The 16,507-nt window shown below is 46.7% G+C and carries 14 protein-coding genes and 1 riboswitch; of the genes, 11 read left to right on the forward strand and 3 right to left on the reverse strand.

The window, feature by feature from the left end:
• Window positions 1-104 precede the first annotated feature (104 nt).
• The 3 genes from ACKU40_RS04120 to ACKU40_RS04130 all read left to right on the forward strand — a co-directional run bounded on the left by ACKU40_RS04120 (window position 105) and on the right by ACKU40_RS04130 (window position 4,581).
• The gene (locus ACKU40_RS04120) at window positions 105-2,141 is read left to right on the forward strand and encodes a transporter substrate-binding domain-containing protein (RefSeq protein ID WP_320175261.1); all 2,037 of its coding nucleotides are present in this window, start codon (window positions 105-107) and stop codon (window positions 2,139-2,141) included.
• Window positions 2,142-2,160: 19 nt separating this feature from the next.
• Window positions 2,161-3,066, forward strand: a complete 906-nt coding sequence (locus ACKU40_RS04125) for a TIGR01777 family oxidoreductase (RefSeq protein WP_320175262.1) — start codon at window positions 2,161-2,163, stop codon at window positions 3,064-3,066.
• Window positions 3,067-3,201: 135 nt separating this feature from the next.
• Complete coding sequence (locus ACKU40_RS04130; protein WP_320175263.1) at window positions 3,202-4,581, forward strand: esterase-like activity of phytase family protein; 1,380 nt, start codon at window positions 3,202-3,204, stop codon at window positions 4,579-4,581.
• Window positions 4,582-4,627: 46 nt separating this feature from the next.
• On the opposite strand, the gene rsgA is transcribed toward ACKU40_RS04130, so the two are convergent.
• Window positions 4,628-5,665, reverse strand: coding sequence for a ribosome small subunit-dependent GTPase A (gene rsgA / locus ACKU40_RS04135; protein ID WP_320175264.1), 1,038 nt, complete (start codon window positions 5,663-5,665; stop codon window positions 4,628-4,630).
• A gap of 227 nt (window positions 5,666-5,892) precedes the next feature.
• Between rsgA and ACKU40_RS04140 the strand changes: the two genes are divergently transcribed.
• From ACKU40_RS04140 to ACKU40_RS04160, 5 genes are all read left to right on the forward strand, one after another.
• Window positions 5,893-6,858 (forward strand): serine/threonine protein kinase, encoded by a 966-nt coding sequence (locus ACKU40_RS04140; protein ID WP_320175265.1) that lies wholly within the window; start codon window positions 5,893-5,895, stop codon window positions 6,856-6,858.
• A gap of 40 nt (window positions 6,859-6,898) precedes the next feature.
• Complete coding sequence (locus ACKU40_RS04145; RefSeq protein ID WP_320175266.1) at window positions 6,899-7,387, forward strand: universal stress protein; 489 nt, start codon at window positions 6,899-6,901, stop codon at window positions 7,385-7,387.
• A gap of 39 nt (window positions 7,388-7,426) precedes the next feature.
• Window positions 7,427-8,410 (forward strand): ABC transporter substrate binding protein, encoded by a 984-nt coding sequence (locus ACKU40_RS04150; RefSeq protein WP_320175267.1) that lies wholly within the window; start codon window positions 7,427-7,429, stop codon window positions 8,408-8,410.
• A gap of 109 nt (window positions 8,411-8,519) precedes the next feature.
• Window positions 8,520-8,966 carry an arsenate reductase ArsC gene (locus tag ACKU40_RS04155; RefSeq protein WP_320175268.1) on the forward strand — a complete coding sequence of 149 codons (447 nt, stop codon included), beginning with the start codon at window positions 8,520-8,522 and terminating at the stop codon, window positions 8,964-8,966.
• 279 nt (window positions 8,967-9,245) lie between these two features.
• Entirely contained in the window at window positions 9,246-10,463 is a 1,218-nt protein-coding gene (locus tag ACKU40_RS04160; protein ID WP_320175269.1) for an L-serine ammonia-lyase, read from the forward strand.
• Between the two features lie 54 nt (window positions 10,464-10,517).
• Here ACKU40_RS04160 and ACKU40_RS04165 read toward each other — a convergent pair whose 3' ends face one another.
• Window positions 10,518-11,474 (reverse strand): dipeptide ABC transporter ATP-binding protein, encoded by a 957-nt coding sequence (locus ACKU40_RS04165; RefSeq protein ID WP_320175270.1) that lies wholly within the window; start codon window positions 11,472-11,474, stop codon window positions 10,518-10,520.
• A 4-nt stretch (window positions 11,475-11,478) separates the two neighbouring features.
• Window positions 11,479-12,441 (reverse strand): ABC transporter ATP-binding protein, encoded by a 963-nt coding sequence (locus tag ACKU40_RS04170; protein WP_320175271.1) that lies wholly within the window; start codon window positions 12,439-12,441, stop codon window positions 11,479-11,481.
• A gap of 99 nt (window positions 12,442-12,540) precedes the next feature.
• Between ACKU40_RS04170 and trmFO the strand changes: the two genes are divergently transcribed.
• The 3 genes from trmFO (at window position 12,541) to ACKU40_RS04185 (ending at window position 16,506) form a co-directional block, all read left to right on the forward strand.
• On the forward strand, window positions 12,541-13,860 hold the full coding sequence (gene trmFO / locus ACKU40_RS04175; protein ID WP_320175272.1) for a methylenetetrahydrofolate--tRNA-(uracil(54)-C(5))-methyltransferase (FADH(2)-oxidizing) TrmFO: 1,320 nt from the start codon (window positions 12,541-12,543) through the stop codon (window positions 13,858-13,860).
• Between the two features lie 76 nt (window positions 13,861-13,936).
• Window positions 13,937-15,274, forward strand: coding sequence for an MATE family efflux transporter (locus tag ACKU40_RS04180; protein WP_320175273.1), 1,338 nt, complete (start codon window positions 13,937-13,939; stop codon window positions 15,272-15,274).
• Window positions 15,275-15,299: 25 nt separating this feature from the next.
• Window positions 15,300-15,502: riboswitch (cobalamin riboswitch) on the forward strand.
• Between the two features lie 101 nt (window positions 15,503-15,603).
• The gene (locus tag ACKU40_RS04185; protein ID WP_320175274.1) at window positions 15,604-16,506 is read left to right on the forward strand and encodes a sirohydrochlorin cobaltochelatase; all 903 of its coding nucleotides are present in this window, start codon (window positions 15,604-15,606) and stop codon (window positions 16,504-16,506) included.
• Window position 16,507: the final 1 nt, after the last annotated feature.

Genomic DNA, 16,507 nt, shown 5'->3' on the forward strand with positions numbered 1-16,507 from the left:
ATATTAAAAAAGGAGCTGTGTTTTAGGAATATATAGTGCTGAATACGGGAGTGAGTTTGGTCTACAAAAAAAATGTATTGCTAAGATTCTTGTGCTTGCTCTGTATGGCTTTGTACATGTTTCATGGGCAGGTTGTGCATGCTGAAAATATTCTTGTGGAAGGAGATAACAATTATCCGCCATATGAATATTTAAAGGATGGCGTGCCAACTGGGTTTAATGTTGATATTATCCGCGCTGTGGCAAAAGCATCCGGGTTAAATATCGGTATTAACCTTCGTCCTTGGAGTGAAGTTATTGATAATCTCGAGAAAGGAGCCAGTGATGTAGTCCTTGGAATGTATTTTTCACCTGCCCGTACAGAACTTTTCGATTTTTCAATTCCACATAATATTATTTCCCATTCAATTTTTGTGCGTTCCGGTTCGGATATCAGAAGACTTGAAGATCTCCATGGTAAAGAAATTCTGGTTCAACGCAGTGATATCATGCACGATTATGCTTTGGAGCATTATCCGGACGCGACGATTGTTCCTGTAGCCGATCAGGGTGCGGCGTTGAAACTTCTGTCGTCCGGTAAGCATGATGCGGCGCTTCTTGGAAAGATACAAAATCTTTTTCGGGTCGCCGAAGAGGATTTGGATAATCTGGAGACCACCGGTGCGGACTTTGCTTTCGGCAAATATTGTTTTGCTGTCCGTAAAGGCAATGCTGAATTATTGGGTCGGTTGAACGAAGGATTGAACCTGATTAAGAAGTCAGGGAAATATGATGAAATTTATGAAAAATGGTTTGGTGTTTACGAACGGAAGAGTCTTTACGATAAGATAATACATTATGCTTTTCTGGTTCTTACACCACTTCTTACTTTTCTTGCGTTAACAATGCTTTGGGTTGGTCTTTTACGGCATAAGGTCATGCGGAAGACGGAGTTGCTGCGTGAAGAACTCAGGGAAAGGCACCGGGTTGAACAGAATCTGCAGGAAGTTCAGCTTTATCTTTCAAGTGTTATTAATTCAATGCCTTCCATCATTATTGGGGTGGATAAAGAGTGCAGAGTCAATCAGTGGAACCTTGAAGCTGAAAAAGCATACGGCCTTAAGCTTGAAAATGTTCTTAAAAAGGAGCTTTCTGAGGTTGTCCCTGATTTGATTGGTGAACTTGAACGAGTCCGTACTGCCTTGAAGACAGGCATAAAAGTTGTTGATCCTATGGTTCGACGGTATGTTGATAAGCGTGTCCGTTATGAAAATATTACTATCTATCCTTTGAATGAACCCGGTGTTGAAGGGGCGGTAATCAGGATTGATGATATTACTGACCGTATGAATTTTGAACAAATGGTGATGCAGAATGAAAAAATGCTTTCTGTCGGTGGGCTTGCCGCCGGAATGGCCCATGAAATAAATAATCCCTTGGCAATCATTCTGGGAAATGTTCAGAACATCACCCGTCAGATAACACCCGGACTGGAAGCTAATGATCTTATTGCTCAAGAGTGCGGAACATCAATTGATGCGATCCATAGTTATATGGAAAGGCGGGGGGTCTCCCATAAAATTGAAAGCATTTTTGAAGCAGGTGTGCGTTCTGCAAAGATCGTCTCGAATATGCTGAGTTTCAGCCGTAAAAGTGATAAAATTAAAGGCCGTCACAGCTTGCCTGAATTATTGGATATGACAATTGATCTGGTCTCAAGCAGTTACAGTTTGAAAGAAAAATATGATTTTAAACAGATTGAAATAGTCAGGGAGTACGAGTCCGGGGTTCCCGCTGTGTGGTGTGAGAGCAATGAAATTCAGCAGGTATTTTTGAATTTGATCAGAAATGGGGCTGAAGCTCTTCAGACAAAGAAGTATAGTAGCGGTGGGCCGCGTATGGTTTTAAGGGTAAAGCATGCCGGAGGACTGGTCAGGGTTGAAATTGAAGATAACGGTCCCGGCATGGATGAGATAGTAAGTAAAAGGATTTTCGAACCGTTTTATACTACGAAGGAAGTTGGTAAAGGGACTGGGTTGGGACTGTCTGTATCATATTTTATTGTTACCGAGCATCATGGCGGAACCATGGAAGTTGATTCCATGCCCGGAGAGTGGACCCGTTTCATAATACAATTGCCCATTGAAGAAGCGAAATGCTGATTGTCGGCAAGGAGGGATCATGAAAGTCGTGATTACCGGAGGAACCGGATTTATTGGAAAAAGGCTAAGTCATGAATTGGTTGCAAAGGGGTATCAGGTTATTTGCTTGACCCGTTCCAGCCGTCCTTCTGATATTTCCGGAGTGCGTAATGTTGTCTGGGATGGCAAAACTTCATCCGGTTGGCTGGAATATGCCGATGGTGCGGCAGCAATAGTCAACCTTGCCGGAGATAATATCGCTTCCGGGCGCTGGTCTGCAGCTAAGAAGAAATCGATTCTCACCAGTCGGGTTGAGGCTGGGGAGGCTGTAAGCGAAGCTGTGGTAAAAGCGCCAAATAAACCGAAGGTGGTTATTCAGGGTTCGGCCATCGGATATTATGGTGATTGCGGTCCAGAACCGGTTAATGAAAATTCTTCCAAAGGTAGCCTTTTCCTTTCCGATGTAGTTGAAAAATGGGAAGCGAGCACAGCTTCGGTTGAAGAACATGGAGTGAGGCGTGCAATTATTCGTACGGCTATGGTTCTTGGAAACGGCGGTGCGCTGTCTAAGATGATTGGTCCTTTTAAGGCGGGATTGGGCAGTTATCTTGGGGCAGGGCATCAAGGTGTCTCATGGATCCATATTAAAGATGAGGTCCGGGCCATAATTTTTCTGATTGAAAATGAGAAATGTAAGGGCATTTTCAATCTCAGCTCCATTCGGCCACTGACCTTTAATAAGTTTGCAGATACCTTAAGCAGTGTATTTGGTAAAAGGATCTGGTTTCGCGCCCCCGGTTTTGTTCTCAAGCTAGCTCTTGGGCAGATGGCGGATGAGGTGTTGCTAAGTGGTCAATTTGTAATGCCGGTGAACCTTATCTCTGCCGGATTCAAGTTTGATTTTACCGAAGCAGAAGAGGCCTTGCGGGAAATTATTCAGCCGTAATTAGTTTTTTTGTTTTTATATTTCATTAAAACGACTCCTTATTTTTGCACAGGAGTCTTGTTTGTCACTTGTCTGTGATCATCTTTGCCTGCAAAAAGTGTAGCTGCTTTTGGATATAAATATCTGGAGGCAACCATGCTTAAAAAGTTGATTGTAGCAGGTGCGGCCGTTGCGCTTAGTGCCGGACTTGCTTTTGCGTCTGAGTTTGAAATCGAGAAATACGAAATTGACACCCCTCTGAAGTATAACGTTCCGTATAACGGGCAATATGCAGCTGAATTTCCAGAAGGCTTTCCAATCGGTATCGGTTCCGGCATGACTTATATCGGGCTTGGTAAGGACGGCACCCGCTTTTTTTATGCCATTGGTGATCGCGGCCCTAATGCAGATAGTCCCAAAGTTATGGTTGATGGCAGGAAAGTCCCGTCAAAGGTTTTTCCCGCTCCTGATTACACTCCTTCTTACGGTGCTATTGGTTTGAAAGACGGTAGGGTGACTCTAATGAGCACTATTGAAATCAAAGATACCAAGGGTAGAAAAATTTCAGGCCGTCCCATTCCTCCCGGAACCGTCGGTTCCACCGGTGAGATTCCGCTTAATGATTCTTATAAGGTTCTTTCTTACGATCGTGAGGGTCTGGATACCGAAGGCATTGCCCTTGACCGCAAGGACGGCAATCTCTGGATTTGTGATGAGTACGGTCCTTTTATCGCTAAGATGGATGTTAATACCGGGCGCCTGCTCAAAAAGTATGGTCCGGGTGAGGGGTTGCCTGAAATCGTAGGCAAACGTCAGCCTAACCGGGGTATGGAAGGTGTTGCTGTAACTCCTTCCAATAAGGTTCTCGGAGCTGTTCAGTCTATTTGCGACATTGATGGCAATGTAAAGGACAGCAAGGCTCCTTTTACCCGTCTTGTTCTTCTTGATCCTGAGACTGGCGAAACTAAAATGTTCGCATATCCCGTTGACGTTGAAGCTTATAAGCGTTGTAAGGATGTCAAGATTGGTGATCTGCACGCTGTGAGTGACACTGAATTCCTTATTGTTGAGCAGGGTACAGGCAAGGAAGGGTTGCGCAACCTCATTTATCTTATCGACATCAGTAGCGCTACTGACCTGACTGGAAAAATGACCGCAGAAGGAAAAGAGTTGGAAGCAGTTTCGGGTGCAGCAGAGCTTGAGTCTCTCGGTATCAAGATGGCGGCCAAGAAAAAGATTATTAGTCTGCGTGAATACGGCTGGAAACCAAGCAAAGCTGAAGGTCTGGCCCTTTTACCTGATATGCGTACTATAGCAGTCTGTTCAGATAACGATTTCGGTTTCGGCTCCAAGATAATTGATCCTGCCACGGATAAGGATGGTAAGGTTATCAAGAAGGCCACAAGCTATGTAATCGATGGCGACAAGATGACATACGACGGTCAGGAAGTATCTACTTCATTCAAGCTTGTCCCTACTGGCGAGAAAGCCGGGTTCTGGATGATCAAGCTTCCCAAGAAGATAAGTCAGTACTAACAATTAAAAAACGGTGCGATCTTTTAAGATCGCACCGTTTAATAAATTATTTTTTCCATTTGCGCGAATATTTGTTCTTCTTTCCGGCTTTTCTTTTGGCCCGTTCTGCAATCTCTGTAGTATTCTTTTCCGCTTCTTCTTTCAATTTCAGATAATTTTCAAGTCTGCGCCGGGTGATAGTTTCACTTTCAAGTGCTTCACGTACTCCACATCCAGGTTCACGTTCATGACTGCAATCTGCAAAACGGCACATCTCTTCGGCTTCCACTATTTCGCTGAAAGCCCGGTCAATGCCGGCATGACAGTCATGGAGTTGCAACTCTCTTATGCCGGGAACGTCAATAAGCAGGGTTCCGCTAGGCATTACATGCAGTGAGCGTGTGGTTGTTGTGTGGCGGCCTTTGTCGTCTCCATGGCGGATGGCTCCGGTTTTCTCTTTTTCGGTGCCGTTTATGGTGTTGAGCAAAGTTGTCTTGCCTACACCGGACGAACCTAGCAGGGCCACGGTTTCGCCGGGCTTGAACCATTCCTGCAGGCTCTGCACGCTTTGCGGATCCTTGCCATTGATAGTCACAATGGGCATGGGCTCGTATAGGTGTTCGGCCTGCTTGCGGTATTGCTGCGCTTCTTCAGTCAGGTCTTCTTTCGTCAGCACAAGCACGAAATTTACCCCGGCCTCAAGAGCCAGACAGATGTAGCGTTCAATGCGGTTCAGGTTGAATTCGGTGTTGCAGGAAGAAACAATGAAAAGTGTATCGATGTTGGCGGCAATGGGCTGTAGTTTGACTTCCTGACCGGGAGCCATGCGCTGGAGCAGGCTGGTGCGTTCAAGTATTTTGACCGGGACCATGGTCTCGCGATCCATAAGCAGCCAGTCACCTACAGTAGGTTGTTCGTTTAAGCTGCCTATTCCTTTTCCTGCTATCTTCAGCAGTAGTTCGGACTGTCCGGTGGAGACAACCAGATGTCCCTTGTGAGTCATGGTAACCCGGGCGGGAATCAGTTCATTGTCGTCAGTGTCCAGCTGGTTTTTGAAGCAGTCTTTCCAGCCCAGTTCATCCAGTGAATAAAATTTTTGGTTCAAGAAATCCTCTGTTGAGAATATTGCGGTTAAAGTGTTTATCTCAATCTTTCAACTTAAAGTACAAATGGATAACAGGCAAGGGTCAGGGTGTAATATATTCCTTTTGCTTTTCTATAATCCTATCCTTCTGTTTTCTGTTTTTCTTTCTTTATTGATGGCGGTGTGTTATATTCACAGTAAGCATAGAAGTTGATTTTTGCCCAACAGCTTGAATCGCGGGAGTGGATATGAGCAAGGAAGTCCAAGATCTTATTAAGACTCATCTGCCTGACTACAGCAGTTCCCGTTTCGGGAATTTATATACAGATACCTCTGAATTCATGAATATTGATTTCAGTGATGTTATCCAACTTGGGAATGAGCATTTTCTTGTCTCTAAAAATGAAATGGAACGAAGATTCGGTCTTGATGACCCCAAGTATTGGGTCAAGAGATGCAAGCGCTTGGAAGATGGGCAGCACAAGATTTTAAAGCTTGTTTTTTACGAAAAGTTCCCCATGAATATCGGTCCATTCAAAATCGAGTGTTTCCGGAGCCCGCGTAAGGAAGCACGTATTCTTGATCTGGTAAAGGGTGATATGCGCTTTATGCAGGGGTATTCAGTGAATGACTCTGCAGGAAATAATGTGCGGGTGCTGGATATAATACGGGGTAAGCGTCTTGATGTCTGGGTACATAATATTGCGGTAGATCATAAAACATACTTTCACGAGCATTTTCCGGATATTTTAGAAAAGTATATCTGGGCTTGTGAGGCCATCAAATTTCTGCACGACAATGATGAAAAGCATGGGGATATTCGACGTGATCATCTATGGGTTGAATATGATACCGGAGATTACAGGTGGATAGACTTCGATTATGCTTTTGAACTTTATGAAAACCCATTCGGGCTTGATGTGTTCGGACTTGGAAGTATCCTTATCTATCTGGCGGGTAAGGCTAATATTACACCACAGACCATGAAGGATCATCACATTGATCCGGCTATGCTTTCGTCCATAACTCCGGGTGATTATTCGGTGGTTATCGGGAACCGGGTTGTAAATTTGAAGAAAATTTACGATTACATTCCACCGTCATTAAATAATATACTGATGCACTTTTCATCTTCCAGTTCCGTTTTTTATGAGACTGTTGATGAATTGATGCTGGATATGAATAAAAGTTTGAAGGAAATACGTAGTTTGTAAGCCGGTTTGCGTAGTTTAAGTCTGCAGGAGGGAAATTATTATGGAATCCATGAAGATGCTGGTTGCCTTTGACGGTTCGGAAAATTCATTCAAGGCTGTGGAATATATTGGTAATATTGCCCGCAATTGTTCCGGTGGCGAGATAGTATTGCTTTATGTGGAAAGATTACCGGATAAAGATATCTTTCCCGATGATGCTGCTTGGGAAAAGCAATGTGGAGAGAATGAGCAGGCGATGATGGTGAAATTGGCCGAGGCCGAGAAGAAGCTCGTCTCGATGGGAGTAAACCCGGAAGAAATTAAAATTGAGTATTTTGCCAGTTGCAAGTCTCCTTTCCATGAAACAGACATCTGTTCGACCGGGCGCAGCATTGGTATGGATATTTTGCGTATCCGCGAAGAAGGCGAGTACGGAACCATTGTTATCGGAAGGCGCGGTGTCAGCAAGGCTGAGGAGTTCTTGTTCGGTTCCGTTTCAACCAAAGTGGTCCAGTCTGCAGTAGGATGTACCGTCTGGGTAGTCAATTGATGGAAAGAGGTTTGTGTTCGACTTAAGCCCGGGAGCGTTATGTTAAAACAAGTCAGTGCTCTAATTTTTCTGCTGTTATTTGTGTCTGCAGCTTCTGCAAACGCAAAGCCCAAGGTGCTCTTTATTGAGAGTTACCATGATGGGTATGTTTGGGATCAAGAGGAAAGAGCTGGGCTTGAGTCCATATTTAAGGATCAGGTTGAGTTATACAATTTTCAGATGGATACCAAGCGAATTGATGCATCAAAGTATCAGGAAAAGGCTGATTTGGCTTGGCAATATTATTTGGAAGTCAAGCCGGACGTTGTCGTAATTTCTGATGATAACGCCCTGATGTTACTTGAACATAGATTTTTAGAAACAAAAACACCTGTTGTTTATATGGGTATTAACAATAACCCGCGTAATTATGGTCCGTTAGGGGGAAATGTTACCGGGGTGCTTGAGCGTCCCCTCTATAAAAGAACAATAAGATATTTAAAGGAATTGATTCTTTTCAATAATAAAAAAGTTTTGATTCTGCTTGATAAGGGCACGACTTCTGAAGTTTTCAGGGCATCTGTGTTCCATGATCAGCATAGCATGGAGATCAGCGGGATTAGGGCGGATGTTAGTTCTTTTTGTGATTACACTAACTGGCGCAAGGCCGTAAAAAATGCCGACAAAAATGGATATGACGCTATAGTCATTGGTTTATACCATAGTCTTTTTGAAGAAGGTGCAAATGTTGACGGAGAGGAAGTCCTGGCATGGACTTCAGAGAATTCTCCGGTTCCTGTTTTTGCTTTCTGGGAAATGAGTGTGGGTAAAGATAAGGCCGTTGGGGGAATGGTCTTAAGTGGCGAAGTGCAAGGGCGTGCTGCCGGTGAGATTGTAATGAAGATTCTTGACGGCACTCCTGTCAGTTCTATTTCTCCGGTTATTCCAGCTCAGGGAGAGTTTGTTTTCAGTCAATATGAGTTGGATAGATGGAAGATCAGACTGCCTCATTATATAAGAAAACAGGCTCGCATGCGCGAATAACAGTTCTGATTGTGCCGATTTAGTTACAACTGTTGTGTTTGCTTGACTCAAATGGAATGATTTTTTATTGAACTTTCCTCTTTGGCAAAATATCCAAACAGGTGGAAAAATGCAAAATAAGATAAATCTTTTGTTTTTGTGTACAGGCAATTCCTGCAGAAGCCAGATGGCTGAGGGATGGGCTCGGCATTTAAAATCAGATCAGATCAATGCTTATTCCGCAGGTATTGAAACGCACGGACTTAATCCTTCTGCTGTAAAGGTAATGGCTGAAGCCGGTGTTGATATTTCCGCGCATAAGTCTACTCATATTGATGAACTTAGAGATATTCCTATTGATATAGTGGTTACTGTCTGCAATCATGCCCACGAGACTTGTCCGTTTTTTCCGGGCGGCAGTAAAGTTGTTCATGTCGGTTTTGATGATCCGCCGAAAATGGCAAAGGAAATTGCGGAAAGAGGTGGCTCAAATGAAGAACAGCTCGATAGTTTTCGTAGGGTTCGTGATGAAATCAGGAGATTTGTTGAAACCCTGCCTGAAGGGCTGGTTGATTAACCATTTCTGCTTTTGATGTTTATTTAAGCCTTCGGTATTACAATCGGAGGCTTTTTTATTAGGTCTAGGTTCATGATAAGCAAGTATTTCATGAAATGTTTCTTGTAGAAATGCATGAATTGTATTCATTTTAATTTGTTTAACAATCTATTGATCGCGTAATCAGTATTTTTTAGTTGTCAATTTTAGTTAATGCGTAATATAAGCGTTTCTGATTGTGGAAAAACATAACGTGTTTTCAGGGGATGAATTATAATTTTTTACAAGGCGGCAGGAGAGATGGAGTCTTTAAGGGAGTTATACCGTATTGGAGTGGGGCCTTCTTCAAGCCATACAATGGGACCGCGTATGGCTGCGGAAAGGTTTTTGGAGAAACATTCTGATGCATCCCGGTTCAGGGTAACGCTTTTTGAGAGTCTTGCCGCTACAGGTAAGGGGCACCTTACCGACTGGGCGATTCTCAGTGTCCTCGGCGATGATAAAACTGAGTTGGTCTGGAAAGCTGAAGAGAAGATGCCCGAGCATCCCAACGGAATGCAGTTTGAAGCTTTGGACAGTTCCGGTTCAGTTATTGACACTTGGAAAGTTTACAGTGTCGGTGGTGGTGCCATCCGTGAAGAAGGTGCTGCCGCTTCCAGTGCTGATCCCGTCTACGGGTTAAGCACTATTACTGAGATTATGGCCCACTGTGAAGACAAAGGTATCACCTATTGGGAATATGTAGAAAAGTGTGAAGGCCCTGAGATTTGGGATTTTCTGCGAGATGTCTGGGAAGTAATGGAAGCATCCCTTGAACGCGGTCTTGAGGCCGAGGGGGTATTGCCCGGTTCTATAGGACTTCGCAGGCAGGCTAAATCTTATTACCGCCGCACTAAGCATGCCGGCGCTGATATGCAGCTTACCGGTATGACCACTGCATATGCCCTTGCTGTTTCCGAAGAAAACGCAGGTGGCGGTGAAATCGTAACCGCTCCTACTTGTGGATCATGCGGCATCGTTCCGGCAACTTTACGCTATCTCAAAGATACTCAGGAACATCTTAAAGAGAATGATTTGCTCCGTGCACTGGCTACTGCCGGACTGTTCGGTAATGTGATTAAGACTAATGCCTCTATTTCCGGAGCAGAGGTCGGTTGTCAGGGGGAGGTAGGTTCAGCTTGCGCCATGGCTTCTGCTGCAGCAACCCAGCTTATGGGCGGGACTTTGCGTCAGATTGAATATGCAGCGGAAATGGGGCTTGAGCACCATTTGGGCCTGACATGTGATCCCGTGGACGGCTTGGTGCAGATTCCATGTATTGAACGTAATGCCTGCGCCTCCACCCGCGCCCTTGCTCGTGCCCAGATGTCCATTCTTTCCGACGGCTCTCACCGTATTCCTTTTGATGAGGTTGTGGAAGTTATGAAGAAAACAGGACATGACCTGCCAAGTCTTTACCGCGAAACGTCAGCGGGCGGACTGGCAAAAGCATATCATGAACGTTCTAATTCTAAGTAACTGCAAATAAAATAAATTTAATTTTAAAGGCCGGGGCAAATGCTCCGGCCTTTTTTAATACAAATGACAAGCCACTCTATGGTCGTCCTCGGTTTCTTTTAGTTCCGGCTGGGCCTGCGAGCAGATATCCATAGCCTTGGGGCAGCGGGTATGAAAGGGACAGCCTGAAGGCGGTGAGATGGGACTGGGCATATCTCCGGTTATGACCACATCTTCTCTCTGAACAGCCGGATCAGGAACCGGGACAGCATCGAGAAGGATCTGGGTGTATGGGTGCTGGGGGTTGCGGTAAAGCTCTTCGGCAGTGGCAATCTCCATGAGCTGCCCAAGATACATAACCGCCACCCGGTCACTTATGTGGCTGACTACCGAAAGGTCGTGGGAAATGAAAACGTAGCTCAGTTCGAATTCCCGCTGAATGGACTTAAGCAGGTTGAGGACCTGCGCCTGTACGGACACATCCAGCGCGGATACTGGTTCATCACAGATGATTAGGTCCGGGTTCATGGCAATGGCCCGTGCGATTGCCACACGCTGGCGCTGGCCGCCTGAAAATTCGTGGGGGTAGCGTTTGTGGTGCTCAGGTCTTAAACCTACCTGTACCAGCAGTTCTTCGACCCGTTTCTGGATTTCGTCCTTGCTGCCTGATTTATGGATGCGCATGGATTCGGAAATAATTTTTCCGATTCTCTGGCGGGGATTGAGCGAAGAGTACGGGTCCTGAAAGACCATTTGAAGCATGGTGCTGCGCTCAGTTGCGGTCCATTCATCAAGCCTGCGGCCTTTGAAATTTATACTGCCCTGATCCGGCTTTTCCAGTCCGGTGAGTAGTCTGGCAAGAGTTGATTTCCCGCATCCTGATTCGCCTACAAGCCCAAGCGTCTCACCTTTCTTTACTTCAAGGGTAATGCCGTTAACAGCTTTCACCGTAGACTTGGACAGGGAGAAAAGTCCGTTGCTGACGGGATAGTGGCGTTTAATATCTTTTATTTCCAGTATGTTTTCATTCATTATGCTATGTATGCAGCCAGCAGCGCACTTGTCTGCCGTCTTTATTTAAAAGTTGAGGTTCCTGCTCCCGGCAAAGATCAAAAGCCCGGTCACAGCGGGGATGGAAACGGCATCCCTTTGGCAAGTCCAGCAGTGCAGGAACGTTGCCGGGAATGGGAGTCAGGGCAGTGCGGCAGCCAAGCCGGGGTACAGAATTAAGCAGCCCTTGCGTGTATGGATGGAGCGGTTCCTTGAAGGTGTCCGAGATGGACGCAGACTCCACAATCTGTCCCGCATACATGACTGCAACTCTTGTGGCGACCCGTGCCACCACGCCTAGGTCGTGGGTGATGAGCATGAGTGAACCGTTCATTTTATGCTTAAGCTCGTCCAGAAGCCGCAGAATCTGGGATTGAATGGTCACGTCCAGTGCCGTTGTAGGTTCATCGGCAATCAGGATTTCCGGTGAGCAGACCAGTGCCATGGCGATCATGACCCGCTGACGCATACCCCCGCTCAGTTCATGCGGAAAATTGTTGATCCTTTTATGGGGGGTGGGAATTCCGACCAGCTTGAGGGCTTCTATCGCTGCTTCGGCGGCCTGATGTTTATTCATCCCCTTATGCAGTCGTAGAGTTTCACCGATCTGGTTACCGATTTTGAAAACCGGGTTTAGCGAAGTCATGGGTTCCTGAAAAACCATCGAAAGCTTGTTGCCGCGGACTTTTTGCATTTCCTGCTCAGAGAGTAGCACGAGGTCCTGATCACGGTAGAGCACCTGTCCTGCGGTGATCCGTCCCGGAGGATCAGGGATAAGGCCCATTACAGAGAGGGATAGGACGGTTTTTCCGCAGCCTGATTCACCGACAATGGCTAAAGTTTCTCCTTGCCCTAAGTCCAGACTGGCATTATCCACAGCTTTAATGATTCCGCCCGGAGTGGCGAAAGATGTGGTCAGATTCTTGATTTTTAAGATTGGTGCGGTCATAAATGGTGAGTTAGGTATAATTTTGCAGGATCGCGAAACACATCTATCATTTATTAATTGAGATAACTGAAAAATTCAATCGACTTTGGAGTAATATACGTGGATAAAATTGCTGTAATCGGTGGCGGACTGGCTGGGTGTGAATGTGCAATGCAGCTGGCGAAGGCTGAAGTTCCGGTAGTGCTTTTCGAAATGAAGCCCGATAAATATTCCGAGGCCCATCATCTGCCCGGTCTGGCTGAACTTGTCTGTTCCAACTCTTTGCGTTCCGGTGAGCTGAACACTGCTATCGGCGTGCTTAAAAAGGAAATGGAAGCCCTTGATTCTGTCCTCATGAAAGCTGCAATGCAGGCCCGTGTTCCCGCTGGTTCTGCCTTGGCTGTGGATCGTGAGGTTTTCTCCAAACTGGTCACCGAAGAGATTGAGCAGAACGAATTCATCTCCGTTGTCCGCAAGGAAATTATTTCCCTTGATGATCCTGAACTTGCTGATTTTTCTAAGATCGTTGTTTGCGCAGGACCGCTGGCCTCCGAAGGGCTGACCGAAAGCCTGATGTCCAAGATCGGCGAACAGCGTCTATATTTTTATGATGCCATCGCGCCTATCGTGACCCGTGATTCCGTGAACATGGATGTGGCTTTCTACGGTTCCCGTTACAAGCCTGAGGATGATGATTACTTGAACTGTCCCATGACTGAGGAACAGTACAATTCTTTCATCAAGGAACTGAAAGAAGGCGAGCGCGTTGTGCCCCGCGAATTTGAAAAGGAAATCCATTTTGAAGGCTGCCTGCCCATTGAGGAGATGGCAGACCGTGGTGATATGACCCTTGCTTTTGGGCCGCTCAAGCCTGTAGGCTTGATTGATCCTCGCACTGAAGAGCAGGCTTATGCTGTTGTTCAGCTGCGTGCCGAGAACAAGGACAAGACAGCCTTCAACCTTGTCGGTTTTCAGACCAAGCTCAAGTACCCGGAGCAGAAACGTATTTTCCGTATGATTCCCGGCCTTGAAGATGTTGAATTCCTGCGCATGGGTTCCATTCACCGTAACACTTACGTTAATGCTCCTGAAGTTCTGGACGAAAAGCTGGCGCTCAAGGCCGACCCGCGCATTCACCTTGCCGGACAGATTACCGGGGTGGAAGGCTACCTTGAATCCGCTGCCTGCGGTCTCTGGGTAGGGCGCATGCTCGCCGAGCAGGCCAAAGGTAACGAATTGCCTGCACCGCCGCCGGAAACTTCCATTGGCGCACTGCTCGGTCATCTGCGTGAAGCTAAGAAAAATTTTCAGCCTTCCAACGTCCAGTTCGGACTAATGCCTGCACTCAAGAAGCGTGCACCTAAGCGCGCCCGCAAAGAACTGTACGGCAAGAGAGCAATGGATTTTTTTGAAGTTTGGTTTGAAGAGAATATTAAATAACGGTCTGAGCATCACAAGATGCGAAGCGTATTAAAAGGGTTTAAGAATCCCGGCAGGGTCGCCGAAGGCATCTTTAATGACAGAAAATAAACAACATCCGTTTGAAATTAATCCGAACCGGACATTGCTGACACTGGCAATTCCGGTTCTTTTCTCTATGGTCGCCGAGCCTTTGACCGGGCTGGTAGATACCGCGTTTGTTGCCAAGCTCGGCCCGGAACCGTTGGCTTCGCTTGGTATCGGGACCATTGTATTCTCGTCTGTGTTCTGGGTTTTCGGATTCCTTGGTATCGGCACCCAGACCGAGGTCTCGCATGCCCTTGGTAAGGGCGATCTGGAAAGGGCTTCTTCTCTCGGCTGGATGGCGGCGGGTATTTCTGCTGTAATCGGTCTGGTGCTGATGTTTGTTGTCTTTCCATTTTTAGGGAGCATTTCCGGATTGATGGGCGGCGAGGGCGCTGTTCGTGATCTGGCAGTGGATTATATGAGTTACCGTTTGCTGGGCGCTCCGGCCGTACTTGTGGTGCTTTCCTGCTTCGGTTCTTTGCGCGGCTATCAGGATATGCGTTCTCCGCTGTGGATTGCGCTGGGTATGAATGCCATCAACGTGGTGCTGGATTGGTGTCTTGTTTTCGGTAAGGGTCCGTTTTCGGTAATGGGAGTCGGCGGTGCCGCGCTGGCAAGTGCCATCAGTCAGTGGATCGGTGCGATCTGGGCTGTGCTGGTAGTGCGTAAGCATTACGGATTTAATACCGGTTTCAGCCTTGCGGATGCCCGCAGGCTCTTTGTTATCGGCGGGGATATGTTCGTGCGTACTGGCTGCGTATGTTTGTTTCTGCTGCTCTGTACCCGTTTTGCCACTAAGGCCGGTGCGGAATCCGGTGCGGCGCATCAGGCTATCCGTCAGTTCTTTGTTTTTTTGGCCCTTTTTCTGGATGCTTTTGCCATCAGCGGACAATCGCTGGTGGGCTATTTTGTAGGTCGTGCAGACCGAATTACAGCTCGTAAAGTAGCTTCACTGGTTTGCAAATGGAGCTTCGGGACCGGTGTTCTTTTGACCATCGGTATGTATTTGGGGCAGGGTCCTGTGGTCTGGATGCTGGTGCCGGAAGAAGCAGCCATGGTGTTTGGGCCGGCATGGCTTGCGGTGACTTTTTTACAGCCCATTAACGCACTTTCCTTTGCTACAGACGGGATTCATCTAGGAACAGGAGATTTTCGCTATCTGCGTAATGCCATGCTTACGGCAGTATTGACGAGTGCGGCTGTCCTTTTTGTGGTAGATTGGATTCATCCGCAGCAGATGTTGTTTTGGATCTGGATAGTGGCCGGATTATGGACCACATTACGCGCTTTGTTTGGAATGATTCGTATTTGGCCCGGAATCGGAGATGGGCCGCTTGCTGCACGCTGAGATTGACAATAGAGGTGAACAATCATATTTAGCCTTTGCCTGAGGCGCTCTCACGAGCTTAATAGGGAATCCCGTTAAAGTCGGGAACGGACCCGCCGCCGTGAGTCCTTAACGGTTTTACCCCGTGTGGCCGGATTAAATCCGGTCCTGCGTGCCACTGAATTAATTTCGGGAAGGCCGGGTGAAATGGGACGAGTCGGAAGACCTGCCTGGGTGCAAATCACGATCATTCTGATGGATAACGGGGCTTTTACCTGTCAGAAATCACTGCGCATAGTTACATGTGCGGTGCCACTATTTTTAAGCCCCCCAAATTTGAGGAGACTGTTATGCAGTACCGTTTTGGGGACAAATTCAAGTTCTTCCCCGCATTTATTCTGGTTTGTTTTCTGTTAATCCCTTCATTCGCCATGGCCGGACACGGTGATGCAAAGCCTGTTAAAAAAGGTATCCTGCTCGCAGCTTTCGGTTCCAGTATGCCTGAAGCACAGCCTTCTTTTGATGCTATCGACAAGGCTGTGAAAGCTGCATTCCCGGGCGTTTCTGTACGTTGGGCGTACTCTTCCGCAATTATCAGGAATATTCTGTCTAAAGAAGGCCGTGGAGTTGATTCCCCGGTAATGGCTATGACCAGAATGATGGATGAAGGTTTTACTCATGTGGCAGTGCAGTCCCTGCACACCATCCCCGGTGAAGAATTCGAAGGTATCTACGACACTGTAAAAAGGTTCGAAGGTATGCCTAAAGGCATGACCAAAGTGACCGTTGGTAAGCCGCTTCTTTATTCTGACGAAGACATGCAGCGTACCGTAAAAGCCATTATCGCCAACATTCCCAAGGACCGTAAGTCCAAGGATGCGGTTGTGCTTATGGGGCATGGAACTCACCATCCTGCCAACATCTATTATCCCGCTTCTCAGGATTACTTCTCCAAAGTTGATCCCAAGATTTTTGTAGGCACAGTTGAAGGTGCTCCTTCTCTTGATGATGTGAAAGTTCTGCTCAAGAAGAGCAAGTCCAAGAAAGTCTATCTCATTCCATACATGTCTGTTGCGGGCGACCATGCCCGTAATGATATGGCTGGCGATGAAGCTGACTCATGGAAATCCGAACTTTCCAAGCTGGGCTATAAGTGCGTTCCCGTACTCAAGGGAACCGCTGAATTTCCCCAGGTTCTGGATATCTGGGTTGACCACCTCAAGGTTGCTTTCAAGCATCTTGGTGACCACTAAT

The organism is Maridesulfovibrio sp. (assembly GCF_963666665.1).
Classification (GTDB): Bacteria; Desulfobacterota; Desulfovibrionia; order Desulfovibrionales; family Desulfovibrionaceae; genus Maridesulfovibrio.